20 protein-coding genes are annotated in these 26,142 nt (G+C 61.3%); 8 read left to right on the top strand and 12 right to left on the bottom strand.

Features of this window, described 5'->3' with window-relative positions:
• Positions 1-28 precede the first annotated feature (28 nt).
• Together phnD and phnC are read right to left on the bottom strand one after the other, a co-directional pair.
• Positions 29-931: a phosphonate ABC transporter substrate-binding protein gene (phnD, locus tag ACU0FH_RS12610; RefSeq protein ID WP_446194953.1), complete on the bottom strand. Its 903-nt coding sequence runs from the start codon at positions 929-931 to the stop codon at positions 29-31.
• A gap of 59 nt (positions 932-990) precedes the next feature.
• Positions 991-1,803, bottom strand: coding sequence for a phosphonate ABC transporter ATP-binding protein (gene phnC / locus ACU0FH_RS12605; RefSeq protein ID WP_446194951.1), 813 nt, complete (start codon positions 1,801-1,803; stop codon positions 991-993).
• A gap of 268 nt (positions 1,804-2,071) precedes the next feature.
• Between phnC and ACU0FH_RS12600 the strand changes: the two genes are divergently transcribed.
• Complete coding sequence (locus ACU0FH_RS12600) at positions 2,072-2,869, top strand: HAD-IIB family hydrolase (protein ID WP_446194949.1); 798 nt, start codon at positions 2,072-2,074, stop codon at positions 2,867-2,869.
• Between the two features lies 1 nt (position 2,870).
• Complete coding sequence (locus ACU0FH_RS12595; protein ID WP_446194947.1) at positions 2,871-4,094, top strand: glycosyl transferase; 1,224 nt, start codon at positions 2,871-2,873, stop codon at positions 4,092-4,094.
• Between the two features lie 21 nt (positions 4,095-4,115).
• Here ACU0FH_RS12595 and ACU0FH_RS12590 read toward each other — a convergent pair whose 3' ends face one another.
• The 4 genes from ACU0FH_RS12590 to ACU0FH_RS12575 all read right to left on the bottom strand — a co-directional run bounded on the left by ACU0FH_RS12590 (position 4,116) and on the right by ACU0FH_RS12575 (position 8,587).
• A complete protein-coding gene (locus ACU0FH_RS12590; protein WP_446194945.1) occupies positions 4,116-4,739 on the bottom strand; it encodes a PEP-CTERM sorting domain-containing protein in 624 nt (207 codons plus the stop codon).
• 166 nt (positions 4,740-4,905) lie between these two features.
• Positions 4,906-6,666, bottom strand: coding sequence for a sugar phosphorylase (locus ACU0FH_RS12585; RefSeq protein ID WP_446195600.1), 1,761 nt, complete (start codon positions 6,664-6,666; stop codon positions 4,906-4,908).
• A gap of 191 nt (positions 6,667-6,857) precedes the next feature.
• Positions 6,858-7,820 (bottom strand): hypothetical protein, encoded by a 963-nt coding sequence (locus ACU0FH_RS12580; protein ID WP_446194943.1) that lies wholly within the window; start codon positions 7,818-7,820, stop codon positions 6,858-6,860.
• Between the two features lie 2 nt (positions 7,821-7,822).
• Positions 7,823-8,587: an SDR family NAD(P)-dependent oxidoreductase gene (locus tag ACU0FH_RS12575; RefSeq protein ID WP_446194941.1), complete on the bottom strand. Its 765-nt coding sequence runs from the start codon at positions 8,585-8,587 to the stop codon at positions 7,823-7,825.
• 168 nt (positions 8,588-8,755) lie between these two features.
• Between ACU0FH_RS12575 and ACU0FH_RS12570 the strand changes: the two genes are divergently transcribed.
• Together ACU0FH_RS12570 and ACU0FH_RS12565 are read left to right on the top strand one after the other, a co-directional pair.
• Entirely contained in the window at positions 8,756-9,583 is an 828-nt protein-coding gene (locus tag ACU0FH_RS12570; protein ID WP_446194939.1) for a bifunctional allantoicase/(S)-ureidoglycine aminohydrolase, read from the top strand.
• A gap of 109 nt (positions 9,584-9,692) precedes the next feature.
• Positions 9,693-10,676: a type I glyceraldehyde-3-phosphate dehydrogenase gene (locus ACU0FH_RS12565; RefSeq protein WP_446194938.1), complete on the top strand. Its 984-nt coding sequence runs from the start codon at positions 9,693-9,695 to the stop codon at positions 10,674-10,676.
• 34 nt (positions 10,677-10,710) lie between these two features.
• On the opposite strand, the gene ACU0FH_RS12560 is transcribed toward ACU0FH_RS12565, so the two are convergent.
• Genes ACU0FH_RS12560 through puuE form a run of 3 tightly spaced genes read right to left on the bottom strand, consistent with a single transcriptional unit; the run spans position 10,711 to position 14,110 of the window.
• Complete coding sequence (locus ACU0FH_RS12560) at positions 10,711-12,168, bottom strand: uracil-xanthine permease family protein (RefSeq protein ID WP_446194936.1); 1,458 nt, start codon at positions 12,166-12,168, stop codon at positions 10,711-10,713.
• 53 nt (positions 12,169-12,221) lie between these two features.
• Positions 12,222-12,704, bottom strand: a complete 483-nt coding sequence (locus tag ACU0FH_RS12555) for an ureidoglycolate lyase (RefSeq protein ID WP_446194934.1) — start codon at positions 12,702-12,704, stop codon at positions 12,222-12,224.
• Positions 12,701-14,110 (bottom strand): allantoinase PuuE, encoded by a 1,410-nt coding sequence (gene puuE, locus ACU0FH_RS12550; protein WP_446194933.1) that lies wholly within the window; start codon positions 14,108-14,110, stop codon positions 12,701-12,703. Before puuE ends, ACU0FH_RS12555 begins: the two co-directional genes overlap by 4 nt.
• A gap of 142 nt (positions 14,111-14,252) precedes the next feature.
• Here puuE and uraH point away from each other — a divergent pair, with 142 nt between their 5' ends.
• Positions 14,253-14,606 (top strand): hydroxyisourate hydrolase, encoded by a 354-nt coding sequence (gene uraH / locus ACU0FH_RS12545; protein ID WP_446194931.1) that lies wholly within the window; start codon positions 14,253-14,255, stop codon positions 14,604-14,606.
• Here uraH and ACU0FH_RS12540 read toward each other — a convergent pair.
• Both ACU0FH_RS12540 and ACU0FH_RS12535 read right to left on the bottom strand, forming a co-directional pair.
• Positions 14,603-15,688, bottom strand: coding sequence for a histidine kinase dimerization/phosphoacceptor domain -containing protein (locus ACU0FH_RS12540; RefSeq protein WP_446194929.1), 1,086 nt, complete (start codon positions 15,686-15,688; stop codon positions 14,603-14,605). The genes uraH and ACU0FH_RS12540 overlap by 4 nt on opposite strands.
• Positions 15,689-15,761: 73 nt before the next feature.
• On the bottom strand, positions 15,762-16,709 hold the full coding sequence (locus ACU0FH_RS12535; RefSeq protein WP_446194928.1) for a LysR family transcriptional regulator: 948 nt from the start codon (positions 16,707-16,709) through the stop codon (positions 15,762-15,764).
• A gap of 205 nt (positions 16,710-16,914) precedes the next feature.
• Between ACU0FH_RS12535 and ACU0FH_RS12530 the strand changes: the two genes are divergently transcribed.
• Genes ACU0FH_RS12530 through ACU0FH_RS12520 form a run of 3 tightly spaced genes read left to right on the top strand, consistent with a single transcriptional unit; the run spans position 16,915 to position 25,187 of the window.
• Entirely contained in the window at positions 16,915-18,807 is a 1,893-nt protein-coding gene (locus ACU0FH_RS12530; protein WP_446194927.1) for an autotransporter assembly complex protein TamA, read from the top strand.
• The gene (locus tag ACU0FH_RS12525) at positions 18,807-23,369 is read left to right on the top strand and encodes a translocation/assembly module TamB domain-containing protein (RefSeq protein ID WP_446194926.1); all 4,563 of its coding nucleotides are present in this window, start codon (positions 18,807-18,809) and stop codon (positions 23,367-23,369) included. The genes ACU0FH_RS12530 and ACU0FH_RS12525 overlap by 1 nt, the downstream gene beginning before the upstream one ends.
• Before the next feature lie 33 nt (positions 23,370-23,402).
• Positions 23,403-25,187: a gamma-glutamyltransferase family protein gene (locus ACU0FH_RS12520; RefSeq protein ID WP_446194925.1), complete on the top strand. Its 1,785-nt coding sequence runs from the start codon at positions 23,403-23,405 to the stop codon at positions 25,185-25,187.
• Here ACU0FH_RS12520 and ACU0FH_RS12515 read toward each other — a convergent pair.
• Positions 25,169-26,137 (bottom strand): glucokinase, encoded by a 969-nt coding sequence (locus tag ACU0FH_RS12515; protein WP_446194924.1) that lies wholly within the window; start codon positions 26,135-26,137, stop codon positions 25,169-25,171. The two genes, ACU0FH_RS12520 and ACU0FH_RS12515, sit on opposite strands and share 19 nt — an antisense overlap.
• Positions 26,138-26,142 lie beyond the last annotated feature (5 nt).

Raw genomic sequence — 26,142 nt, 5'->3', positions numbered from 1 at the left:
GCGCCCGGTCTGGAAAAAAGCCGTTTGCTTAGTTGCTCTTGGCCTTGCGTGCTTCGATGATCGACAGGTAGGCGTCGTGGGTGATGGGGTCAAAACCCAGCGATTCCCCGGCAGCAACGCCATAGGCGCATTCCGGATCGGTTTCGTGCAGACCGTCAACCAGAGCGACCATCTTTTCCTTGACGTCAGCAGGCAGCGAGCTGCGCAGCACAACCGGGCCTTCGGGGATCGGCTTGGAGCGCCAGATTTCGACCAGATCATTCATGTCCACGAGACCGGCATCAACCGCCTTGCGCAGCGCGCCAGAGTTGTAGCCGTCTTCCCATGCGCCCTGACCATCGGCCCAGGTCACACCGCCGTCGACATCGCCGTTGTTAACGGCAACGATGGTCTGCTCGTGACCGCCGGTGAACTTGACTTCGCCAAAGTAATCGCCGCTTTTCATCGAGGCACCGGTTTCGGCGGGGATTTCGATCGAGGGGATCAGGTAACCCGAGGTCGAGTTGGGATCACCAAAGCCAAAGACCTTGCCCTTCATGTCTTCGAGCGAGGTGATGCCGCTGTCCTTGCGGGCAAAACCGATGGAATGATAGCCGTAGGAGCCGTCGAGGTTGATCTTGACGAGGACCGGCTCGACCACTTCGGGGTCGGACAGGTAAACAGCCGCGTAGCCCGAAGCACCCAGCCATGCCATGTCGAGCGTGCCGCCGAGCAGGCCCTGGATCACGCCATTATAGTCGGCGGGTGCGAAGAGTTTAGTGGGAACGCCCAGCGTTTCTTCGGCATAGGTGGCAAGGCATTCGTTCGATGCCAGACGGTCCTGCGCGTTTTCGCCGCCCAGCAGACCGATGCGGAATTCGGTGATTTCCTGAGCTGCAACCGAGCCGGCAAGGGCGGTGGTCGCAAGCGCTGCTGCGATGAGTTTTTTCATAGGTCTTCTCCGTTGGTTACCGCCCCGTCCCGGGGTCGGATCAGTTGAAAGGGTAAGCGTCAGACCGCCACTTCCGCCGCGCGGATTTCGGGCGTGTGGTCGCGGATTTCGGTGGATGTGGCCGCCTCGGAAAAATCGGCGCCAGCACCATAGATGTCGCGCGCGACACCGGTGGTGAGCTGTTCGGGCGTTCCGTCGAAAACGATACGGCCGTCGCGCATCCCGATAACCCGGTCACAATAGCGCCGCGCCGTATCCAGCGTATGAAGGTTGGCGATGACCATGCGGCCGTCCTCGTCATGGATGCGACGCAGGGATTCCATGACCACCTGCGCATTCATCGGGTCGAGCGAGGCGATAGGTTCGTCCGCAAGGATGATCTTGGGATCCTGCATGAGGGCGCGCGCAATGGCGACGCGCTGCTGCTGGCCGCCGGAAAGCGCCTCGGCCCGCTTGGCCGCATGATCGACGATGCCGAGCCGCTCGAGGATATCGATGGCACGGTGGATGTCGTCGCGCGGGAACAGGTTGAACATCGAAGTGAAATTCGAACGGCGGTTCAGCGTGCCGTGCAGCACGTTCGACACCACGTCCATGCGCGGCACCAGATTGAACTGCTGGAAGATCATCGCGCATTCGGCCTGCCAGGCGCGCTTGGCCTTGCCGGTCAGCGAAAGGACATTGCGTCCCTCAAAGTTCAGCTCGCCCGAACTTGCATCTGTCAGCCGGTTCATCATGCGAAGGAAGGTGGACTTGCCTGCCCCGGAGCGTCCGATGATTCCCAGCATCATGGACCGGTCCACGTTAAAGGACGCTTCATCAACAGCGGTATTCGCCCCGAAGCGTTTGGTCAGTTTTTCGACAGACAGCATTCAGCACCCCATTCGTTCCGGCGCCACCGCTAGGGCGTTTGGGTCACTGCTTTGTGTCGGTTCTGCTAAAGTTTCGTGACATGGGGCGTCTAGCCTGTGGACAAGTCGGTGCAGCACGCGAGCGCGCCCAGAAAGAGGTCAGTTTACGACTTGCTGCTTGATAAAAGGCATTTTTGCAGATGCGCTCTTGGGAAGAGCCATGGCCTGCGCTAGGCTTTCCGGGAACGGCCCGGAAACAGGAACGGTGCCGCGCAGGAATGACAGAAATATGAAGCAACCTCTTCCGATTCTCGTCTTTACGGATCTGGACGGAACCTTGCTTGACCATCACGGCTACAGCTACGCCCCTGCCCTGCCCGCGCTTGACGCGATTGCCGCACTTTCCGGAGGCGTGGTGCTGGCGAGTTCGAAAACCGCCGCGGAAATCGCACCGTTGCGCGACGAACTTGGCCTGTCGGACTGGCCCGCCATCGTGGAGAACGGCGCAGGATTGCTCGAAGCCGGAACCCGTGCCGGAGACGACGCAGGGGATTATGCGGAGATAAGGTCGATCCTTGCCTCCTTGCCTCAAAACCTTCGATCCCCATTCCGTGGGTTCGGAGATATGAGCGCAAATGAAGTCTCCGACGCGACCGGCCTATCCGAAGCGCAAGCAGCCCTTGCAAGAGAGCGGCGCTATTCGGAACCGGGCCTATGGTCCGGATCCGAAGCAGATCGCGAAAGCTTCATCGCCGCCCTGTCCGATAAAGGCATCTCTGCCCGTATGGGGGGCCGGTTCCTGACCCTGTCGCTTGGCCACACGAAAGCCGACCGGATGGATGCCATCATCGACAGGTTCCGACCCGCGCACAGCGTTGCGCTTGGTGACGCGCCAAACGATGTCGAAATGCTGGACCGGGCGGATTTCGGCTATATCGTCGCCAACCCCGATGCCGCACCCCTGCCTCGGCACAACGGCGAAGACGAAGGCCGCATCCGGCGCACCGAATTGCCGGGACCGGCGGGCTGGAATGCCGCCATCCTTGATCTACTATCAGAATTGCAATTGCTTACGGAGATCGGGTGACATGTCTGACTTTCATCAAAACGGCAATGTCGCCACGCTCCACAATCTGCGCACGCAATCGCTTGCGGAACTCAGCTATGAGCTCGAGATTTTTTCCCAGTCCCGAAAAATCACCCTAATCCTGCCCTGCCTGTTCTCGGAACTCGAGGGCGAGGCGATGCCGCATATCCTCGAAGAGCTGAAAAAGGTTCCCTACCTGCACCGGATCATCATCGGGCTGGACCGGGCGGACGCCGCGCAATATCGCCGTGCCTGCGAATTTTTCTCTGCCCTGCCGCAGAACCATATCGTTCTTTGGAACGACAGCCGGCGCATGCGCGAACTCGAACAGCGGCTCGCTGACATCGGGCTTGCGCCGAACGAACCCGGCAAGGGTAAGAACGTCTGGAGCTGCCTTGGTTACCTGATTTCCTGTGCCGATAGCTCTGTCATGGCGATCCACGACTGCGATATCCTGACCTACACGAATGAAATGCTCGCGAGGCTGGTGTATCCGGTCGCCAATCCGACCTTTCCCTATCAGGTCGCCAAGGGATTCTATCCGCGCATCGGCGAAGGCAAGCTGAACGGGCGGGTCACACGGCTCTTGGTGAGCCCGCTCCTGATGGCGCTGAAACGGGTGATCGGGGATCGCGATTACCTCGATTACCTGCGCTCTTTCCGCTATCCGCTATCCGGGGAATTCGCGATGCGGACCGGAATCCTGCCAGATCTGCGCATTCCTTCGGACTGGGGGCTGGAAATCGGCATCCTGTCCGAAGCATGGCGCAACCTTGCGCCGCAGGCGGTCTGTCAGGTGGAGATCGCCGATGCCTATGATCACAAGCACCAGACACTAAGCGAGGAAGATGCCTCGACCGGGCTGTCGCGCATGTCCACGGATATTTGCAAATCGATCTTTCGCAAGCTCGCGGCGGATGGAACGGTCTTTACGTTCCACGTCTTCCGCACGCTGAAGGCCACCTATTACCGCTGCGCGCTCGACCATCTGGACGCCTATTATAATGACGCGCAGATGAACGGGCTAAAGCTCGATCGCCACCGCGAGGAACAGACGATCGAACTCTTCGCGGAAAACCTGATGCGGGCTGGTCAGATTTTTCTGGAAAACCCGCATGAGACGCCTTTCATCTCTACCTGGAACCGGGTCCATTCGGCGGACCCGAGTTTCCTGCATGACCTGAAAGCGGCGGCAGCAGCAGATGTGGCCGAGTTCAGCGCCTAAACGCTGCACCCGGCACTCTTCTTACTCGGCCCGGCGACGACGGCGCGCACCAAGACCGATCAGCCCCGCAAGCCCCGCGACCATAAGGGGCGCCGTACCGGGAAGCGGGACAGCCGCCATGTCCGGCGTGTCGGGAACCACAATCGCAGAGTCATTCGCAGCGGTCAGGATGTTATAGCCCAAGACGCCGTGGGTACCGTAGAGCTGAAGGTAAAGATCACCGGCAAAGTCATCGTCCAGTTCAAGCGTGAATGTCTGGTCGTTGCTCTGGTTGTAATAGTTGAAATCGACGGTCCCGAGGGTCTTGCCTTCCCATGCGCTATACTTGAGCGGCGTCGTCGACCACATGATCTTGCCGCCGGCGGAAAAGCTGTAGTCCTGCTTGCCGAGCGTGCTGAAGGTGAGTTTGATTTCCTGCGCGCCCGACCCGAGGCCGGAAAACGCGAGGAAATCGTAATCATTAGCGCCCGACCATGTGCCCGAAACCGAACCGGTGCCGGTCGCGATTGCGGTGAAGTTCCTCCAGTCACCGGAGAAATCGCCGCCCGACACATCCGTTTCGGAAACGGTGCTGGCCGTTGCAGGAAGCATGGAGCAGGAAAGAAGTGCAGCTGAAACAAGGCTGCGGAAGAGTACGCGGGACATGGGGACCACTCGGAAACAGGTGTTGAACGCTTGCGCTAACGCACCCCGGAGGTTGAAGCAAGCCAACCGTTGTTCGCGCCACACATCAGGAAACAATTTCGCCTTTTGCCCAGAATTGCCTTAGGAAAAAACACAATACAGCCAGGTCACGCTGCCCCGGCGCTGCTCAGTCACTGTCTTGGCGTCGATTCGTGATCCAGCGGCACTGATAGGGGGCCATGCAGACCTGCTCGCTCAGCGGATCGATCACGTCGCCCGACAGGATATCGACCCAGTCCTCGCCATCGATCAGATTGATGGACGCCGGGGATATCTCGACGGTCTCACCACTGACATTATGCAGCGCAAAGATCGACTGGTCACGGTCAAGGCTCTGCCGCCAGAGACCAAACAGCCGATCATCATCCAGTTTCAGCGTAAACTGCGTGGCGTTGGGATGAAAACCCGGCTGTTTCGCGCGCAGCTTCAGACGGTTCGACATAGCGTTCAGCACACGGGCCTGCGGCGAATCAGGCGCGTTCAGCAAGGCCAGCAGCGACGGATAGTCCCAGCGATGACGGTTGATTGCCCGGTTCATGCCGCGCCGCTCGACCTGTTCGTGATCGTTCGGCGTTGCCAGCAGAGAATGGATGTAAAATGCCGGTATCCCCTCCATCGACATTACGATTGTCTGCGAGCAGATGAACCTTTCGAAATGCAGATCGTCCGTGCCTCCAAAGGTCGAGGCGAGTGCGTCGTAAAAGGTGGTGTTCAACTCATACGGAGACTGCCCACCATCTGGCAGCGCGCGCATCGAAACAAGGCCGCCGTTGGCAACAACCGTATCGATCATGCGCTGTTTTTCATCCTCGGGCAGAACACCTTCGGCTGGGCGCATCCCAATCCCGTCATGGCTGGCAGTAAAGTTGAGATAGGCACAGCCAAGCTGGGCCGGGGGCATTGCGGTGGCCCATCGGTGCAGGTAGCGCGCGGTGCCCGACATCATCGCATGAAGGATCAGCGGCGGTAGCGGGAAGTTGTAAACCGCGTGCGCTTCGTTGCGATTGCCGAAATAGCTGAGGTTCTCCGTGCGCGGCACGTTGGTTTCGGTCAGCAGAACCACCGGCTCGACCGTGAAATCACAAAGCAGCCGCAGCAGGCGGATGATTGCATGAGTCTGCGGCAAATGGATCGACGGTGTGCCCACCTCTTTCCAGATAAAGGCCACCGCATCCAGCCTGATTATCCGCACGCCATTGTCCAGATGCAGCCGGATAATGCGCAGGAATTCAAGCAGAACCTCCGGATTGCGGAAATCGACGTCGATCTGGTCATGGCTGAACGTACACCAAACGTAGCGGGTGCCGTGTACCGTTTCGACCTCTTGCAAGAGAGGCGTCGTCCGCGGGCGCACCACGTCCGAAAGATCATCCTCGGGCGAGGCCTCGAAAAAAAACTTGTCATAGGGCGCGATGCCCTGCCGGTAGGAATTGAACCACGGCCCTTGGCTCGAGACATGGTTCAGAACCAGATCGGACATGAGGTGGAATTCACTGCCGATCCGGTTGATATCGGCCCAGTCGCCAAGCTGCGGATTGACGCTTCTGAAATCGGTCACGGCAAAGCCGTCATCCGAGGTGAAGGGAAAGAACGGCAGGATGTGAACACCGTTAACGACGCCCTTCAGCCGGGTGCGCAGAAAATCATACAGCAGATCGAGTGGCTTGTGTTTCCCGTCCAGCAGCGAATTGCCATAGGTGATGAGCAGTGCATCTTGCTCGGACCAGAGATTGTTCCCCGGCGTGCGTGATCGTTTGCGCTGATGCGTACCCTCGGGCCAAAAGGCGGCTACCATCTGTCGCGCCAACATCACGGTGTCCTGATCGGGATAGATACTGTCGAGAAGACCCTTGATCTTCTGGTCGACGGAATGCGGCGGGCTAATCATCAATCAGCGGGTCCGATCTGTTGAATGCCCGGCACCCCGGGTCGAAAAAGGGGCGGGCCATTCGTCCAGCATAAAAATCCGCGACCGGCGATCAATCACTGTCCCGCTCAGTTGCGTCATTTTGCATCACCGACGGGTTAGCCTGATGTTTTTTCAATCGAAATCCGGACGTTCACGCGCTTGCTCCAGGTTCATGGCGCAAGAGCAAGATCCGCCCCATCCCAGTAGAACAGGTATTCACAGGGGTTGCGCCCATCGGCGTCGCACTGTCCCACCGAACCACCGGTGATGATGCCGGTATTGCCATTGTTCAACGGGATCAGCTTTACGCCCAGCGCCAGCAGATTCTTGGGCTGCCCGGTGACCGGGTAGTCCGAGCTGATGAAGACGTCCGCCGAGCACATCGAGGCACCGCAGAAAGGCCGCGCAGGGGCGCTGACGCATTCAACCTCACGCCAGTCGAGCACCACGTCCTCGATGCCATCGCCATCGATATCGCCGCTGAGTAAGTAGTTCTCACCGGTGGTGGCATCACCGTTGCACCCCTCGACTATCGTTCCCTCGGCCACTTGGCGCAGATCCACGCCGCCATCTGACTGTTCCTGCGGCTCCGGGGGCGTGCCATCCCAGGATATACCGCTGCTTTCGAACATCGATTGGCAATACCCGAGCAACTGGTCGTATCCGGTGGCAAAGCCCGCTGCCGGAATAGGTTCACGGCCCTCGTTGGTGATGATCTCGAACCCGGGACTTGCGGCCATGGATTGCAAAAGCGCGTCCTGCGCCGCGATCCGGGCCTCCCACGTCCCGAACAGTTCATTCCAGATCAACTCGGGGATGCGGTAGCCCTGCGCCCCGGTGCCTATGATGACATCTTGCCGTTTGAATTCGCTTTGTGGCGCCGGAATATGGCTCATGCCGATGTAAAGTATCAGGGTGTTGGGCGCGGAGATATCAGGCTCCATGTTCCCGGTCTCCTGTGGCGAGAGGCCCTGCGGCGATCTTTCACCGCAAACGAGGCTCATCTCGACCCCGGCAGGCGCGTTCAGAAAGCCTGCGAAATATGATCCGTCGTCACTGGTCTGCAATTGCCAGCCCTGTGCGGCCAGCGCGCTGGGAAAAAGCAAGAGCAGTGAAATCAGCAGTCTATTCATGTTCAATCCGCCGTCCATCCGCCGTCGATAAGCATCGAAGTGCCCGTCACCATCGCCGAAGCGTCGCTCGCAAGATAAAGAGCCGCCCCCATGATATCCGAAACTTCGCCCACCCGGCCAAGTTTGATCTTGTCCTCGATCCAGGCCACCTGATCGGGGCGCGCAAAGGTCGGCGCGGTGAGCGGTGTGCTGATGAAAGTCGGCGCAATCGTATTCACGCGGATATCGTAGTCGGCCCATTCCAGCGCCATCGCCCGGACCATGCCTTCGAGCCCCCATTTCGAGGCACAGTAAAGCGTCCGTTCTCGGCCACCCACGTGGCCCATCTGGCTCGAGATATGGATGATCGAGCCCGGCTTGCCCGCGTCACGCAGCGCAGTCGCGCAGGAGGTCGAAAGAAAGTAGGCCGCCCGCAGGTTCAGCGAGATGACCCGATCGAATTCCGCAGGCGAGGTGTCAAAAGCAAGACCCGGAAAGGTGGTCCCGGCCGCATTGACCACCACGTCAAAGACCTGCCCCTCAAGCGCGGTTTCCATCGCATCCAGATCGGCGAGATCGAGCGGCAGGGCCTCGGCGGACCAGCCCTTATTGGTCATCGCCTCGACGGTTTCGTGCAGTCGTTCAGCCCCGCGCGCGGCGCAGACCACATGCGCTCCGGCATCGGCAAGCGCGACAGCACAGCCCTGCCCGATCCCCGAGGAAGCACCGGTTACAAGCGCGATCCTGCCATCCAGTCGTTGCGAGGGCGGCGTGGGCAGATCTGTCATGAAGGGGTTTTCCTGTTGCAATCAAGCAATCTTTTGCCCAAGCCGCGTAACGTTGCAACCGCGCGTTGCCGCGATCTTCAAAAATACCGGACAAATGCTATCGGCGGCCCATGGCTTTCCTCGACGCGGCGTTTGGCGGATAAGGAAGCAGATCCGAAGGAGAGCATCATGACCGGCAGAACCTATTATGCACCTCAGGGCGGTCACCCCGGTCAGGAGCAGCTTCTGACCGACCGCGCGATGTTCACCGAAGCCTACGCGGTCATTCCCAAGGGCACCCTGCGCGATATCACCACCAGCCGGTTGCCACACTGGGAGGACACCCGGCTTTGGGTCATCGCGCGCCCTTTAAGCGGTTTTGCCGAAACCTTTTCCCATTACGTGATGGAAGTCGCGCCGGGCGGGGGCAGTTCACGCCCCGAACCGAACAGGCAGGCCGAGGCGGTGCTGTTTGTCGTCGAAGGCAATATGCATCTGACGATTTCCGGTGACGAACATGCGATGGAGGCAGGCGGCTATGCCTTTCTGCCGGCAGGCTCGGACTGGAGCCTGCGCAACACATCCGACGCGCCGGTCCGGTTTCATTGGATCCGCAAGGCTTATGAGGCCGCCGAAGGTATCGAGCCCCCCGAGGCCTTTGTCACCAGCGACGCGGCGGTGGACCCCATCGCCATGCCCGGCACCGAGGGGCGCTGGGCCACGACCCGGTTCGTGTCGCCCGAGGACATGCGCCACGACATGCATGTGACCATCGTGACGTTTCAGCCCGGCGGGGTCATTCCCTTTCCTGAAACACACGTGATGGAGCACGGATTGTATGTTCTGGAAGGCAAGGCGGTCTACCGGCTCAACCAGGACTGGGTCGAGGTCGAGGCCGGCGACTACATGTGGCTGCGCGCCTTTTGCCCACAGGCCTGCTATGCAGGCGGTCCGGGGCCGTTTCGCTACCTTCTCTACAAGGACGTGAACCGGCACATGCGGCTTGGATCGCGCTGACGCGCGATGCCTCCGGCGGGGATATTTTTAAACCCAAAGAAAGGGATGGGCTCTGATAAGCGACAGGTTGCCCATTGAGGCCCGCCGCGCTTGGTGACATGAGAGGCGCATGCGTATCGCGATCAATGGATTCGGCCGTATCGGCCGCACGATTCTGCGCCAGGTTCTGAGCGAGCCGGCGCGCGGGATCGAGGTTGCGCGGATCAATGATATCGCCACGCCCGAGATGTGCGCCTACCTGTTCCAGTTTGACAGCACCTTTGGTCCTTATCCCGGGAAAGTGGAGGCCCGGGACGGCCTGCTGATCTTGGACGGGCGCGGGATGACGCTGAGCCGGGCGGATAATCTGTCACAGATCGACCTGTCCGGTGTTGACGTGGTTCTGGAATGCACCGGGATTGCCCGGACCTCGGATGTGGCGCGGCGCGGGCTGGCGGCGGGCGCGAAGTCGGTGCTGATTTCCGGGCCCTCTCCGGCAGCCGAGTTGACGCTTGTGCGTGGTGCGAATGACGCGTTGCTGGGAGATGAACGGGTTATCTCCAATGCCTCCTGCACGACCAATGCGCTGGCGCCGCTGGTTCGGGTGCTGGATGAGATTGGCGGCGTTGAACGTGGTCATATGACGACCATTCACTGCTATACCAACAGCCAGCCGATGGTGGATGCGCCGCGCGACGACTTCGCGCGTAGCCGGGGCGGCGCGCAGTCAATGGTGCCCACCACGAGCAGCGCTATGCATTTGATCGACGAGGTCCTGCCCGAACTCGCGGGGCGTCTCACCGGATCGGCCCTCCGCGTTCCGGTGGCAAGCGTGTCGGCCATCGATCTTGTGGTGCAACTGCGTGACGCGATGAGCGCGGATGTCTTCGATGAAGCACTGCGTGAGGCTGTCACGGCTTCGCCGGTGCTTGGCTGGACGGATCAGCCGCTTGTCTCATCGGACCTGCGGGCGCGCCCCGAGTCGCTGGTGGTGGCCGGACCGGAGACTCGTTTCGTTGACGGGCAGGCGCGGGTTTTTGGTTGGTATGACAACGAGTGGGGCTTTTCAGCCCGCATGCTTGACGTGGCGGCGATGCTGGCCGCTCGGGGGTAGCAACGCGCCGGACCTTTTGCCCGGCGCGATTGGCTTAGTTCTTCGAGAACCGACCGGTGGCCTGACCGGACAAACCGCCTGAGACTTCCTCGGTCGATTCTTCGTAGAGTTCTTCGGGCAGCAGCAGATTGAGGACGATTGCAATCAGGGCGGCTGGCAGGATGCCCGACGCGCCGAGTATGCGCAGAGAATCCGGTAGGTGCTGCAGGGCGTTGGGCGCGCCGGGGGCAAGGTTCATCACCTCGAGCTGCAGGCCAAGCCCGACGGAGAGCGCCACGGCGAAGACCACCATGTTGCGTCGGTTCCAGTTTACATCCGACAGCATTGAAACCCCCGAAGCCACCACCATCCCGAACATGACGATCACGCCACCGCCCAGAACTTCGATCGGGACGGTGCGGATCAGGCCGCCGACCTTGGGCACCAGCCCGCAGAAGATCAGGAAGAGCGCGCCGATGGTGACAACATGGCGGCTCATGACGCCGGTCATCGCGATCAAACCGACGTTCTGGGAAAAGGAAGTATTGGGTAACCCGCCAAAGACACCGGCAATCGCACTGCCGATCCCATCGGCAAAGGTGGCACCACGGATTTCGCTATCGGTGGCTTCGCGCCCTGCCCCGCCCTTGGTGATGCCCGAGACGTCTCCGACGGTTTCGACGGCCGAAACAAAGGCCATCAGGCAGAAACCGATGACCGCAGCCAGCGAGAATTCGAACCCGTATTTCAGCGGCATGGGGAGCGCGAAGGCTGCGGCCCGTTGCCAGCTTGTCGCGATGCCATCGAAGGTGATCATGCCGACGCTCAGCGCGTAGAGATAGCCGACGATGATGCCGACCAGAACCGCCGAAACCGACAGGATGCCGCGGGTGAAGAATTTCACCCCAAGCGTCACGAAGATCACGACCAGCGCGGCAGACCAGCTGCGCAGGCTGCCATAGCTCTCGGCGCCCGAAGCCTTGGCCGGGACGCCTCCGGCCGCGTATTCGATGCCGACCTTGACCAGCGCAAGACCGATCATCGTGACGACCAGCCCGGTCACCAGCGGTGGCAGGGCAAAACGGATCTTGCCGATCACCGTGCCAAGCAGCGCATGGAACAGACCGCCAAGGATCACCCCGCCGAAAAGCGCGGCAAGGCCATCGACACCTTTACCCGCAACCAGCGGGATCATGATCGGAATGAAGGCAAAAGAGGTGCCCTGCACGATGGGCAGCGCCGCCCCGACCGGGCCGATGGTGATGGTCTGAAGCAGGGTCGCGACCCCGGCAAAGAGCATCGACATCTGGATCAGGTAGAGCAACTCCGGGAAATCCGGCGAGTTCGAGCCAAAGCCGAAACCGGCGGCACCGGCAACGATAATGGCCGGCGTGACGTTTGAGACAAACATCGCCAAAACGTGCTGGATGCCCAGCGGCACGGCCTTGTAAAGCGCGGGCGTGTAGTTCGGATCGCGTAGCTGTTCTGCGGTCCCCAGAGAAGTATCAGCCATTTCATGTCCCTTTTGTTGGTTTGCCTGCCGCCTCTTGCCGGGCGGTCGCGGCTTCATTCGATCATGTACGGTTCCTCGAACCAGTGTTCTTCCAGATTGCTGCCGGGGCCGATCCGGTCGACCACGGCGAAAAGGCCCGGCGCGTGCAGTGGCGTCAGAACCCCATGCCACGTGCCCCGGTGAAAGTTGATGACTTGTCCCACCTCGGTGCGAAACGCCTGCGGCTGGCCCGGCGCGCCGCCCGCGTCCGGCGCGACCACCACCAGAAAGGAATGTTCGCTCATCGGGATGAAGGTCTGGCTGCCATCCGGGTGACGTTCGACCATGTCGAGCTTCAGCGGCAGGCTGCGCGGCTCGGCCTTGAACAGGCTGATCCCGGCGCGACCGTCGGAAAAGTCGAGATTGGCGCGGTCGTGAAACCGGCCACAAAACCCCTGATTGATGATCTTATCAGGTGCACCCACAATATCGATCAGGTCGCCAAAAGCGGCAAACGCTTCGGCATCCATCGCTTTGATCGCAACGGTGCGGCTCATCGCAGCATGTCTCGCAACCGGATTTCCGCGATGCGTTCGACCTGCTTGCAGGCGGTCGCCAACTCCTCTGCGGGCGCATTGTTCAGACGTTCGCGGAACGCGGCCATGATGCTGGTCTTTGTATTGTCCCGCACCGCGATGATGAAGGGAAAGCCGAACTTGGCGGTATAGGCATCGTTCATCTCGGTGAAGGCGGCACGCTCTTCGTCGGTCAGTGCATCAAGGCCCGCCGAGGCCTGTTCCGCCGTCGATTCCGCCGTCAACCGTTTAGCCGCGGCCAGTTTCCCGGCAAGATCGGGATGCGCCTTGAGCACGCCGAGGCGTTCTTCATCGCTTGCAACGCGAAAAACACGGGCCAGCGCGTTATGCACGCCGGTCGCGCTATCATGGGCCGGACCAAGCTCAAGCGCCCAAGCACGTTCTGCGATCCATGGCGAATGCTCGAAAACGCCGCCGTAGGTGGCAACGAACTGGTCCCTGTCCATCTGGTGCGAACGGGTCTGCTCAACCGGGGGATGGGTCGCCGCCCAATGCTCGGCAATCTGCAGCCGGGTAGCAAACCAGACGTTGGAATGGCTCTGCGCATGTTCAAGGAAACGTGCCAGCGCGCGGATACGCCCCGGTCGCCCGACAAGGCGGCAATGCAAGCCGATGGACATCATTTTCGGCTGGCCTGCCTCGCCTTCCTCGTAAAGCGTATCAAACGTATCGCGCAGGTAGGCAAAGAACTGGTCACCCGAATTGAAACCCTGCGGTGTCGCGAAACGCATGTCGTTGCAATCGAGCGTATAGGGCACGATGAGCTGGTCGCGATCCCCCACCTTCATCCAGTAGGGCAGATCGTCGTCATAGGTATCGGCCACGTAATCGAACTGGCCTGTCTCAGAAGCAAGCCGCACGGTGTTGATCGAAGTCCGCCCCTCGTACCAGCCGCGCGGGGCTTCGCCAGTGACCTCGGTGTGCAGGCGGATCGCCTCGGCAATGGCCGCGCGTTCCTCGTCTTCGGGCATGTCCTTGTGTTCGATCCATTTCAGCCCGTGGCTGGCGATCTCCCAACCCGAAGCCTGCATCGCTGCGACCTGTTCGGGCGCACGGGCAAGCGCTGTGGCCACGCCATAGACGGTGATCGGCAGATCGCCCAGCAGACGGTGCAACCGCCAGAACCCGGCGCGTGCTCCGTATTCGTAGATGGATTCCATGTTCCAGTGACGCTGGCCGGGCCATTGCGCCGCGCCGACGATCTCGGACAGGAATGCCTCGGATGCGGCATCCCCGTGGAGGATATTGTTCTCGCCGCCTTCTTCGTAGTTCAAAACGATCTGCACGGCGATACGCGCGCCGCCGGGCCATTTCGGATCCGGCGGGGTTGCCCCGTAGCCGATCATGTCACGTGGATATCTATTCATAAGTCCTCTCGGGTATGGGCCGTTTCTAAGCCATTTTCCCAGGCGCGGTTTCAAAAATGTGCAATAACACTGTCAAAAACTTCGCGTTTGCACAAAGCTGCGTCCTGCGTCACACAAAACCCGTGGCTCTGGAGGCAATCATTTGACCGGCTATCTGACGACCCATGTTCTCGACACCGCCCGTGGCTGCCCGGCGCAGGGAATCCGTATCGAACTTTATCGGATCGACGGCAGCGATGCCGCCCATATCGCCACTGTTTCAACCAATGACGACGGGCGCACCGACACGCCGATCCTGCCGAAAGAGCATTTCGCCACCGGCACTTACGAGCTGCGTTTTCACGTGGGCAACTACCTGGACCAGCACCCGGTCAAGGATGGCACGCCACGCTTTCTCGACATGATCCCGATCCGCTTCGGCATGTCCGAAGCGGCGCATTACCACGTGCCGCTGCTGCTCTCCGCTTTTGGCTATTCGACCTATCGCGGTAGCTAGACCGGGAAGGTCAGTACAAGACTGCTGCCGTTTTCATCCAACGAGGACTCCAAGGTGCCGTCCAGTTGCGACGCAGCGGCTTCAAGAAGGCTACGGCCCAGCCCGGAGACACCCGACTCGTCTTTGACCCGCACGGCATTGCCGACCCCGTCATCACGGCACTCCAGTTGCAGGCCCCCGTCCGCCTGACGTGACAGGCGCACGTAGATGACGCCCGCACGATCATCCGGAAAGCCATGCTTTACCGAATTCGCAATAGCTTCGCTGACGATCACGCCAAGCGACGCGGCCTTCTCGGCGCCGAATTCTACAGGTTCGGACGAGAGTTCAATGGTAACATTCGCAGGCACCGACAGACGCAGATGCCCGACGATCCGGTCGAGATAACTGTCCAGCGACATGAATTTGTCAGAACTGGATACCTGCATTTCGGTATGAAGCGCGGAAATCGCCTGAAGCCGACGCTGGATCGCCTCGATCGCTTCGGTCGCAACCGGATCGGTGATCTGGCGCGCATAGAGCCGCATCACCGAAGAAACGGATTGCAGAGAATTCTTGAGGCGATGGTCCATTTCCTTGCGCAGGACTTGTTGCTCCCGCAGCGCCTTGCGCAATTCCAGTTCCTTCATAGCCTGCCGCGCCAGCACTCGAAGCGTATCGCGCTGCATCTCGTCCAGCACACGCGGTTTTTCATCAAGCACACAAAGTGTACCAACAGGGTGGCCGTCCGCCGTCACCAACGGCGCTCCCGCGTAGAAACGCATGGATCCCTCGCCGATACACAGCGGGTTCTGCGAGGTGCGCGCGTCGAGCCAGGTATCCTCGATCTCGATAACGCCGTCGTCATACATGACCCGCGAACAGATCGAGGAATTCAGGTCCGTCTGATCCTTGTCAAAGCCGGTCTTGGCCTTGAACCACTGGCGGTCCTCATCGACAAAGCTGACCAGCGAAACCGGCGCTCCGCAAATGCGTGAAGCGAGCATAACCAGATCATCGAACTCAGCCTCGCGCGGGGTGTCGAGCACATCGAGGCTGCGCAAAGCCTGAAGCCGTTCATTTTCCGAGTTTGTAAAGTCCATTTCCGATGCCCGTACCCAGTCGCCCTACAAACTCATATCTTCTAATCATTTAGGCTTAAAGCCTGCTTTCGCACTATGACACAGAGGTTTTAGAATGGTCCGTGACGCGTTTCTCGGCCTCTTTAACAATCTTTCCGATACGCTCCACCGTGTAATCCATGAACAGACGCGTCTTCGGGTCCTGATGGCGGCGATGCGTGTAAAGGCAGGCCATCTGCACCGGCGTCGGTGGTGTGTCGCCCGCCACCACGACCAGCGCGCCCGACAGCAGATGTTCGGCGATCTCGAAAACAGGTTTCATGACCACGCCGCGCCCGTTCAGCGCCCAGTCGGTTAGCACGTCACCGTCATCGCATTCGCATCGTCCGGTGATGGCAAATTTCTGCGGCCCGTCCGGCGTCAGCAGCTTCCATTGAAATTCGGTCGCGCCGGGAAAGCGAAGGTTCAGGCATTCATGCCGGTCGCTGATAAGGTCCTGCCCCGTCGCTGGGTGCCCGCGCCGGTCGATATATTCGGGCGAAGCGCAAAGAACGCGCCGACAGTCCGCGATCTTGCGGATCCGCAAAGTGCTATCCGCTGGTTCCCCAAGAAAGAACGCAAGATCAAGACCTTCGGTGGTCAGGTCGACAACGCGGTCGCTCAGCCGCAACCGGATATCAATCTCGGGATAGCTGTCGAGAAAATGCCCAACCTGCGGCGCGATCAACCGCCTGCCCATACCCAGCGGCGCCGCGACATAAAGCGATCCGCGGGGATTGTCGGTCAGGCTCATGACCTCGGCCTCGGCCTGTTCGACCTTCTCCAGAACGGAACAGGCCCCGCCATAAAAGGCCCGCCCCTGCTCTGTCGGGGTCAGGTTGCGCGTCGTACGCTGGAACAGCCTGACGTTCAGATGGTTTTCCAGCTGCGAAATCCGCGCCGAGGTCACGGCGGGCGAAATCCGCAGATCGCGTCCGGCGGCGGACATGCTTCCCAGCTCATAGACCCGCACGAAGGTCCGGATGTTATCGAGGTATGACATCTTTTCGATATTTTTGAGAGTTTCCAGAACTACCCCGGATTAACGAATAATATCGGCGATGGCCAGCTTTCGCTACGTGTCACGATGCCGTGATCCTGCAACCCTGAATTCCGTGCTCTGCGATTAGGCGGCACGGACTCTCGTTTAAGTTGATTTCACCGGCTGGACGGCCTGTCAATCCGTGCTAACCTACCTTGAAGGTTTCATGCCCCTAGGTAATCTTGGGGTCGGCGACTGGTGGCCATGGAACAGGTTGGGTGGTGCATTGCATAAGAAAATTAACTTTCAGAATCCGGGTTTTATCCGTCGTTTTTCTGGATCAATCGGCTCTTTTGCCGCGATCGCCGCCCTAAGCCTGCCCTTGCCGCTGCACGCACTCGAAACCGGCTTTTCCGCGCCCGGCGCGCCCGACGAACTTGCCGAGGCGCTCGAGAACAGTTCTGCCGCGCTCTCGGCCGATGAAACCGGTCTGACCAGCCCGCAGGAAATCCTTGCCGCCGCGCTGGCCGACTATCGAACCATGGTTCAGATCCTTTACGACAGGGGCTATTTCAGCCCCGAGGTCAGCATCCGCGTCGACGGACGCGAGGCTGCCGACATCCCTCGTGTCACGGTCCCCAAAAGCATCAACCGCGTTGAAATCCGGGTAAAAACAGGGCCGGAATTCCGGTTTGGCAAGGCAAGGGTCGCGCCTCTCGCCCCGGAGACTGAGCTGCCCGAGGATTTCTCGCCGGGCAAACCCGCCGGAACCGGGATCATCCGCGAAGCAACCTTCGAAGGGCGCGACGGCTGGCGCAACATTGGCTATGCCAAGACCGAAATCGGAAATCAGAGCATCGTCGCCAACCACCAGCGGTCGACGCTGGATGCTGATATCGAACTTATCCCCGGCCCCAAGCTGAGGTTTGGACAGCTCAGCGTTCGCGGCAACCAGCGCATGCGCGCCGAGGCGATCCAGCGCATCGCGGGCCTGCCCTGGGACGAAACCTACAGCCCCGAAACGGTGCGCAAGGTCGGCGACCGTCTACGGCGTACCGGCACCTTCAAATCCGTACAGATCATCGAAGATGAAACACCCAATCCGGACGGCACGCTCGATTTCACCGCCGAGGTGACCGAACAGCCCCTGCGCCGCATTTCGCTGGGTGGCGAAATCCAGTCGACCACCGGCGTTGATCTGTCGGCGACTTGGATTCACCGCAACCTGTTCGGTGCGGCCGAACGGCTGCGGCTCGAAGCCGAGATTCGCAACATCGGTGGCGATGAAGAGATCGATGGCCGTCTGGGCTTCCGACTCGACAACCCGGCGCGGCTGGGGCCGGACAACAACCTCTTCTACCTCGGCTCTCTCGAACGGTTCGAACGCGAACACTATCGGCTTGACCAGTTCGAGCTTGGTGTCGGGGTCCGGCGCGTCTTTTCCGACGAGCTTGTCGCCGAAGCCACCCTGCTCGCTAGCGTTGGTCGGTCCAATGACGCCTACGGTGACGACCGCCAGTTCAACATGATCAAGCTGCCCTTCTGGGCCGAATACGACCGGCGCGACAACCCGACCGATGCCACACGCGGTTATTACGTCAACGGCACCGTGACCCCGTTTGCGGGCTTTGGCGGCAGCACCTCTGGCATCGCCGCCAAGATCGACGGGCGCGCCTATTACAGCCTGACCGAAACCGGTTCAATCGTGCTGGCCGGGCGATTGCAGCTTGGCAGTGTCGCGGGTGGCGCACCAGCGACGATCTCTCCCGATCTTCTGTTCTTTTCCGGCGGGTCGGGCACGGTTCGCGGCCAACCCTATGAATCGCTTGGTATTCCTGTCGGCAATGACGTGGCGGGCGGACGCTCTTTCCTCAACGCCAGCGCCGAAGTACGCGCCCGCGTCACGGCCAAAATCTCGGTTGTCGGCTTTTTCGATTATGGTGCGGTCGACAGTTCCAGCTTCATCAGCAGTGACGCCTATTCCCACTCCGGCGCCGGCCTTGGTGTGCGCTACGACCTTGGCGGCTTTGGCCCGATCCGGCTTGACCTCGCCCTGCCCGTCGACGGCCCGACCGATGACGGGCTGCAATTCTACATCGGCATAGGACAGGCATTCTGATGCGTATCTCCGCCCTCGCCCGCTCATTCCTGCTGCCCCTTTGCCTGACATGGGCTCCGCTGCCCGTCGCGGCACAGGTCGAAAATACTGATACCGGCGGCTTCATCGACGGGCTCATCGAAAACGCTCTCTCCGGCGATAACCGCAGCGTTCAGGTCATTGGTCTGAATGGGGCGCTCAGCTCCACCGCGACCATCGAGCAGATCATCATCTCCGACGACGACGGCGTCTGGCTGACCCTGACCGGTGCAGAACTCGACTGGACTCGCTCCGCGCTTTTGCGCGGGCGGCTCTCGATCCAGAACCTGTCCGCCGAAAGCATCGAGGTGACACGCCGCCCAGGCCCCACGACCGCTGTGGACGAAGACCTGCCTACCGCCGAGGCGCAGCCGTTCCAGATCCCGGAACTGCCGGTCGCGGTGAACATCGAAAGCCTGCGCATTGACCGCATCAGCCTTGCCGAACCGGTGGCTGGCACGGCAGCAGAGCTATCCGTCGAAGGTAACCTGACGCTGGCAGACGGTGCGCTCGATACCGATCTGGCCGTCAACCGGCTTGATCGCGACAATGACAGGATCACGCTCACCGCAGGTTTCGCCAATGAAACCAACGAGATCGTTCTCGACCTCGACATCTCCGAGGAAGAAAACGGCCTGATTTCCGGCCTGCTTGGTATTCCCGGCCGACCCTCGGTCGAACTGACCGCCGCCGGACGCGGCCCGGTCAGCGACTTTACCGCCGATCTCAGCTTAGCCACCGACGGCACCCAAAGAGTGACAGGTCAGGTGACCCTGAACGAAGCCAGGGGCGGCGGAACCGCATTCGGCGCGACGATCGAGGGCGACCTGACCCCGATGCTCGATCCGAAGTTCCACGAATTCTTCGGCGAAAATGCCCGCATCGCCGTAACAGGCGAAACCGGCACCGACGGCAGCCTGAGCATTCCGCAATTCTCGATCGCATCCAGCGCACTCGACCTGAGCGGTGAATTCGGTCTCGCCCCCGGCGGCACCATTTCCCGCGTCATGGTGCAGGGTGAAATCGCCCCGGCAGAAGGCGCCACGGTGACTTTGCCCACCGGCGAACCGGCAACCAGCATCCAGCGCCTCGATATCGCGGGCGGCTTTGACGCGGACGAGGGAAACCAGTGGGATCTGGTGGCCCGTGTTGTCGGCCTCTCGCGCCCCGATGTCGAGATCGGCAACCTGACACTCACCGGCAGCGGTACCTTGCAACAGGGCGATGCCACATCGCTTTCCGGTGAGATCGATGCCCGCGCGCAAGAGCTTTTGTTTACCGATGGCAAGCTGCAACAGGCCGTAGGCGAGGCGATCCAGCTTGTCGGCCAGTTCGGTTGGCAATCCGGCGGTACGCTCGACCTGACCGAGGTCACCCTCACCGGCACAGATTATAGCGCCTTCGCGACCACTCGGATCGACGGGTTGAACAGCGGCTTCCGACTTGACGGCTCCGCCGAGGTCAATGCCGAGGATCTGTCGCGATTTTCCGGCCTTGCCGGTCGTTCCCTCGGCGGCGCAATATCCGCGCAGGTCGAAGGTCAAGGTTCACCGCTCGGCGGGTCCTTCGATGTCCGCCTCAGCGGCAATGCCCGCGATCTGGAAACCGGGATCGAACAGGCCGATGCCGTGATCGGCGGCGAAACCACCATCCTTCTGGATGCCGCACGCGGAACGGATGGGATCACCCTGCGGGAATTCGAGCTGAACGGCGAAGCCCTGACCGCGAACGCAAATGGCAGCGTGAGTTCAACCAACAGCAGCTTTACCTTCGAGGCCGCGCTTGACGATCTTGGCCGTGTGCTGCCCGAAGCCCCCGGCCCTGTCACGCTGAACGGCGACGTCACCCACCAGAACCAGACGATTTCCGGGCAGGTCAGTCTCCGCGCCCCTCAGGATACCAGCCTCGATCTCGGTGGCTCCTACACTGCCGACGGTGTCGTGGACACGACCTATCAGCTCGTCGTTGGCGAGTTGCAGGCCTTTATCCCGCAGATCCAGGGCTCGCTGAGCGCCGAGGGCGAAGCCGAGCGAAACGAACAGTCGAACTGGACGGTAACCAGCACACTCGGCGGCACTGCCGGTCTCGACAGCACGCTCGAAGCCAGTTTCGATGAAACCACCGGCACTGCCGAGATCGATTTCAACGCAGGCTTGGAACGTCTTGAGCGGCTTGTGCCGCAACTCGTCGGCGATATCACCGCACGCGGTCAGGCCGAACGTACCGCCGCCCGCGAATGGCGCGTGACGGCCAATACCGGTGGTACGGTCGGGATCAAAGGCGATTTCGACGGCACCTACGAGGAAGAAACCGGCATAGCCGACCTGAACTTTGATGCGGCCTTTGAACGGCTCGAACGGCTCGTCCCGCAACTCGTCGGCACTATCACCGCGCGCGGCACCGCCAGCCGCTCGGAAGAGTCCGTGTGGCAGGCCTCGGTCGAAACCGGCGGTACAGCGGGCGTGCAAGGTCAGTTCGATGGTAGTTTCGATCAGGTTTCGGGCGCGGCTGAACTTGACCTTGACGCGGTATTCGAACGGCTCGAACGTTTCGTACCGCAGCTTCAGGGCAATGTATCGGCGCGTGGCCGTGTCGAAAGATCCGAAGAACTCACATGGACCGCCAGCCTCGACACTGGCGGCAGCGCCGGGATCAGCGGCAATTTCGACGGCAGTTTCGAAGAACCGACAGGCGCGGCATCGCTTGACCTCGACGCCAATTTCGAACGCCTGCAACGGCTTGTGCCACAGCTCGAAGGCAATATCTCGGCACGCGGCAATGTCGAAAGATCCGAAGAACTCACATGGACCGCCAGCCTTGAAACCGGCGGCAGCGCCGGGATCGGCGGCAGCTTCGACGGTAGCTTCGAGGAACCGACCGGCGTCGCCGCGCTCGATTTCGACGCGACATTTGAGCGTCTGCAACGATTTGTGCCCCAGCTTGCGGGGGATGTCTCGGCCAAGGGACAAGCCAGCCGGTCGGCCGAGCAGCAATGGAACGTCAATTTTGTCACCGATGGTTCGGCGGGCATCGCCGCGACATTAGACGGGGATTTCGACGAAACCAGCGGCGACGCTTCGGCAACCTTCGACGCGACCGTGGAACGCATCCAGCGGCTCGTGCCGGAATTCGCGGGCACCCTTACCGCCTCGGGCGAGGCCAGCAAATCCGGCACCGTCTACAGCATCACCACCTCTGCCTCCGGTCCCGGCGGTATCGTCGCGGATGTGGACGGGTCCTATGATCAGGCCAGCAACCAGGCCGATATAGAAGCGACTGGACAGGCCCAGCTTGGCCTCGCCAATGCATTCATCAGCCCCAATTCCTTGCGCGGATTGGTTAGCTTTGACCTCTCAGTCAACGGCCCTCCCGCAGTTGAATCGGTCAGTGGCACGGTCAGCACCTCGGGCGCGACAGCGGTTGTCGCCTCGGTCGGCAAAACGCTCACCGGCATCAACACAACCGTGAACCTCTCAGGCGGTTCGGCCCAGATCTCCACCACCGGCGCGCTCAGCGACGGTGGCCAGTTCCGTGTCTCGGGGCCGGTCAGCCTCGCCGCGCCCTACAATGCCGGTATCGACATTCAACTGCTCAACCTCATCATCAAGGACAACATCAGCTTTGAGACGGTGGCGAACGGGAACGTCAATATTAACGGCGCGCTGCTCGGTGGCGCCACTATCGGCGGGCAGATCAACTTTGGCGAAACCCGCATCAATATCGCGGCCGCTTCCGGGTCTGTCAGCGCGGCACCGATCCCCGAAATCCGCCACGTGGGCGAAAGTGGGGCCCAGCGGGCCACCCGCGCCCGCGCCGGTCTGATCAAGACCAGCAGCGGCAGCTCGGGACCCGTCTATAACCTCGACCTCACGATGAACGCCCCGAACCGGATCTTCGTGCGAGGCCGGGGTCTGAACGCGGAACTGGGCGGTCAGGTGCTGGTGCGCGGCACCACCGCCAATGTCGTTCCCTCGGGTGGCATTTCGCTGATCCGTGGGTATTTTGACATCCTCGGGCGGCGGCTGGAACTAGATGAAGGTCAGGTCCAGCTGGCCGGCTCGCTTGAACCTTTCCTGAATTTCGTCGCCTCCACTTCGACCTCAGAAGGCGAAGCCACGCTGACCATCAGCGGCCCCGCCAGCCAGCCCGCGATCGAGGTCACCTCGTCACCGGAACGCCCCACCGAAGAAGCGCTGGCGCTTTTGCTGTTCGGGGACAAGTTCGAAGATCTATCGCCCCTTAAGATTGCCCAGCTCGGGGCGCAGCTCGCGACCCTCGGCGGCGCGGGCGGCGGTCTGGTCAACTCAGTACAAGAAGGGCTTGGCGTGGATTCATTCGATGTCGGTACCGATGACGACGGCAACGCACAGGTCGGCGTCGGCGGCTATATCTCGGAAAACATCTACTCCGACGTCTCGGTCAATGCCAAAGGCGATACCGAAGTGAACCTTAACCTCGACATCACCGACAGCCTCACCGCCAAGGGGTCGGTCGACAGCGAGGGCGAAACCGGGCTGGGTCTGTTCTTTGAAAAAGATTACTGATCCAGAAATGCACGGCAACGTCGAGAGTAAGTAATGGATTTCACTACCCGCCCCGAGATTACCGGCACCTTCGGCATGGCCACGTCGACCCACTGGATCGCCTCGGCGGTCGGTATGGCGATGCTGGAAAAAGGCGGCACCGCCTTTGATGCAGCTGTTGCGATGGGTTTCGTGCTGAACGTTGTGGAACCGCATCTGAACGGACCGTTGGGCGACTTGCCCGCCCTGATCTGGCCTGCGGGTGACGCTACGCCAACGGTGATCTGCGGACAGGGGGTTGCGCCTGCTGGTGCCACCATCGACCATTACCGCAGCGAAGGGCTCGATATGATCCCCGGTTCGGGCCTGCTCGCAACGGTTGTTCCCGGCGCTTTCGATGCATGGATGCTGATGCTGCGCGATCACGGCCACCTGTCGCTTCGCGAGGTCCTCGAACCCGCGATCCACTATGCGCGTCAGGGCCATCCGGTGCTCGCCCGGGTCTCGGCAACCATCTCCGGCCTCAGCCGGTTCTTCCGCGAGGAATGGCCCACCAGCCACGCTACGTGGCTTCCCGGCGGCAAGGCCCCTGCCCCCGGCAGCCTGTTCTGCAACCCCGAGCTTGCCACGACATGGGAACGGATCGTATCCGAGGCTGAAAATACCTCCGGTCGAGAGGCACAGATCGACGCGGCGCGCCGTGTCTTCTCGCAGGGATTCATCGCCGAAACCATCGACGACTGGATGCGTGAAGCCTGCGTGATGGATGCCGCCGGTGGACGTCGCAAGGGAGTACTCACCGGGCAGGATATGGCCGACTGGCAGGCCAGTTACGACACGCCGCTCACCACCGATTACCATGGGTGGGAGGTCTTCAAACCCGGCTACTGGACACAAGGCCCGTCGCTCCTGCAATCGCTGGCCACCCTGCGCGGCGTGGACCTTCAGACCGCGTCTCCTGCCGAGTTCGTGCACCAGATCACCGAAGCGATGAAGCTGAGCTTTGCCGACCGTGAGGCCTATTACGGCGACAGCATGGACATGGGCACTGCCCGCGAGGCGCTGCTCATCGAAAATTACGCCGCCACCCGCCGCGCCCTGATCGGCGAACAGGCATCGCTCGACCAGCGCCCCGGCATACTGTCCGGCTACGAAGAGCTGGCCAAGGCCGCCATCGCCCGCGCAGCCCGCAAGCCAGAGGTTCCCGCTGGCACCGGCGCGGGTGAACCGACCATGGCGCATCTCTCGGAAAAACGCGGTGACACCGTGCATCTCGACGTGATCGATCGCTGGGGCAACATGGTTTCGGCCACGCCTTCCGGCGGCTGGCTGCAATCTTCTCCGGTGGTGCCCGGCCTTGGCATGCCGCTCAATTCGCGCGCCCAGATGTTCTGGCTGGACGAGGGTCTGCCGACCTCGCTTGTGCCGGGCAAACGCCCGCGCACCACGTTATCGCCGTCAATGGCGCGAGACCCGGATGGCGGCCAGTTCGCTTTCGGCACGCCCGGCGGCGATCAGCAGGATCAATGGCAGCTCATCTTCCTGTTGCGGCTGGCGCACCAGACCGCCAACCTTCAGGAAGCCATCGACGCGCCGCTCTTTCACACCGCGCATTTCACGGCCTCCTTCTACCCGCGCGTCGCGGAACCCGGCCACCTGATGATCGAGCCCGGTTTTGGCAAAGACGTTCTGGACGATCTCGCGTCTCGCGGTCACCGGCTCGACATTGCCGCGCCATGGACCGTCGGTCGCCTGACCGCCGCTGCGCGCGATAGGGATGGAATGATGCGAGCGGCGGCAACGCCGCGCCTGATGCAGGCCTACGCCATCGGGCGCTGACTGATCGCCAGTCCCAGCCGCGCCATGCCGGTCAGGGCCGCTGCATCATCGGTGATCAGACGCACCGGCACGCGGGCGACCAGCTCATCAAAGCGTCCCTCGAATGCCATCGCGTTCAGGAAAGTATCCCGCGCGGGCGTCTCCAGCACGGCTCGCGAAACGCTCCCGGCAATGTAAATTCCGTCGAGCGGCAGGAACTGGAACACCATCTGTCGCGCCAGCAGACCCAGCGCATGGGCCATGAGTTCAACCGCCTTGCTTGCCGACGCGTCGCCGTCCCCGGCCCGGTCCACGATCAACCGTGCATCGGGCTGAGAACCGCCAAGCGCTTCGTACAGCTGTTCGAACCCGCGCCCGGAAAACAGATGCTCGACCGTCGGGAACCGCGCGACCTCCGCGCCGATCTGCTTTTCCAACTCAAGGTATATCTGCGCAGGCAGGCTAGCATGGCCCAGCTCGGCCTCGACAATGGTTTCCTTGCCGTTTACCGTCTTTGAAAGACAGCCATTGAACCCGGTCCCGAGCCCGAAAACCAGCGCCTGACCGTTGCTTTCGCCGCCCTGTTCGCCCGGCCGGATCATCGACAACTGGCTCTCGCCAAGACCCGACAGGGCATGACCCAGCGCGACCAGATCGTTGATCAGCCGCACCCGGACGTTTTCCCCCGGCAGCACCTCAGCCATTTCGGCTGGCACGAATGTCCAGTCGCGATTGGTCAGACGCGCGGTGCCGGAGGTGACAGGCCCCGCCACCGCGACACAACAGGTGTCGACCGCCGCCAGCGAATGGTCCGCGCAGAACCGGCGCAGCACATCGTTGAACGAGCCGAATTCGTCATTGGCATAGCGCGACTTGGCATGAAACCCGCCCTTGTCGTCGACCAGCGCCAGCCGCGCATTCGTACCGCCCACGTCGGCGACGAGTATTCCGGGTAAAGGCGTTTCTTGCATCTTCA

The organism is Heliomarina sp. (assembly GCF_052826185.1).
The sequence above is the reverse complement of the archived record's forward strand: the minus strand, read 5'-3'. Positions and strand labels throughout refer to the sequence as shown.

Excerpts from the sequence above, each read along its gene's own strand:
- ACU0FH_RS12520 (WP_446194925.1), top strand. The coding sequence starts at position 23,403 with ATGGATTTCACTACCCGCCCCGAGATTACCGGCACCTTCGGCATGGCC.
- ACU0FH_RS12515 (WP_446194924.1), bottom strand. The coding sequence starts at position 26,137 with ATGCAAGAAACGCCTTTACCCGGAATACTCGTCGCCGACGTGGGCGGT.
- ACU0FH_RS12595 (WP_446194947.1), top strand. The coding sequence starts at position 2,871 with ATGTCTGACTTTCATCAAAACGGCAATGTCGCCACGCTCCACAATCTG.
- ACU0FH_RS12580 (WP_446194943.1), bottom strand. The coding sequence starts at position 7,820 with ATGAATAGACTGCTGATTTCACTGCTCTTGCTTTTTCCCAGCGCGCTG.
- ACU0FH_RS12555 (WP_446194934.1), bottom strand. The coding sequence starts at position 12,704 with ATGAGCCGCACCGTTGCGATCAAAGCGATGGATGCCGAAGCGTTTGCC.
- ACU0FH_RS12575 (WP_446194941.1), bottom strand. The coding sequence starts at position 8,587 with ATGACAGATCTGCCCACGCCGCCCTCGCAACGACTGGATGGCAGGATC.
- ACU0FH_RS12540 (WP_446194929.1), bottom strand. The coding sequence starts at position 15,688 with ATGGACTTTACAAACTCGGAAAATGAACGGCTTCAGGCTTTGCGCAGC.
- ACU0FH_RS12525 (WP_446194926.1), top strand. The coding sequence starts at position 18,807 with ATGCGTATCTCCGCCCTCGCCCGCTCATTCCTGCTGCCCCTTTGCCTG.
- phnC (WP_446194951.1), bottom strand. The coding sequence starts at position 1,803 with ATGCTGTCTGTCGAAAAACTGACCAAACGCTTCGGGGCGAATACCGCT.
- ACU0FH_RS12590 (WP_446194945.1), bottom strand. The coding sequence starts at position 4,739 with ATGTCCCGCGTACTCTTCCGCAGCCTTGTTTCAGCTGCACTTCTTTCC.
- phnD (WP_446194953.1), bottom strand. The coding sequence starts at position 931 with ATGAAAAAACTCATCGCAGCAGCGCTTGCGACCACCGCCCTTGCCGGC.
- puuE (WP_446194933.1), bottom strand. The coding sequence starts at position 14,110 with ATGAATAGATATCCACGTGACATGATCGGCTACGGGGCAACCCCGCCG.
- ACU0FH_RS12565 (WP_446194938.1), top strand. The coding sequence starts at position 9,693 with ATGCGTATCGCGATCAATGGATTCGGCCGTATCGGCCGCACGATTCTG.
- ACU0FH_RS12530 (WP_446194927.1), top strand. The coding sequence starts at position 16,915 with ATGCCCCTAGGTAATCTTGGGGTCGGCGACTGGTGGCCATGGAACAGG.
- ACU0FH_RS12535 (WP_446194928.1), bottom strand. The coding sequence starts at position 16,709 with ATGTCATACCTCGATAACATCCGGACCTTCGTGCGGGTCTATGAGCTG.
- ACU0FH_RS12600 (WP_446194949.1), top strand. The coding sequence starts at position 2,072 with ATGAAGCAACCTCTTCCGATTCTCGTCTTTACGGATCTGGACGGAACC.
- ACU0FH_RS12570 (WP_446194939.1), top strand. The coding sequence starts at position 8,756 with ATGACCGGCAGAACCTATTATGCACCTCAGGGCGGTCACCCCGGTCAG.
- ACU0FH_RS12585 (WP_446195600.1), bottom strand. The coding sequence starts at position 6,666 with ATGATTAGCCCGCCGCATTCCGTCGACCAGAAGATCAAGGGTCTTCTC.
- ACU0FH_RS12560 (WP_446194936.1), bottom strand. The coding sequence starts at position 12,168 with ATGGCTGATACTTCTCTGGGGACCGCAGAACAGCTACGCGATCCGAAC.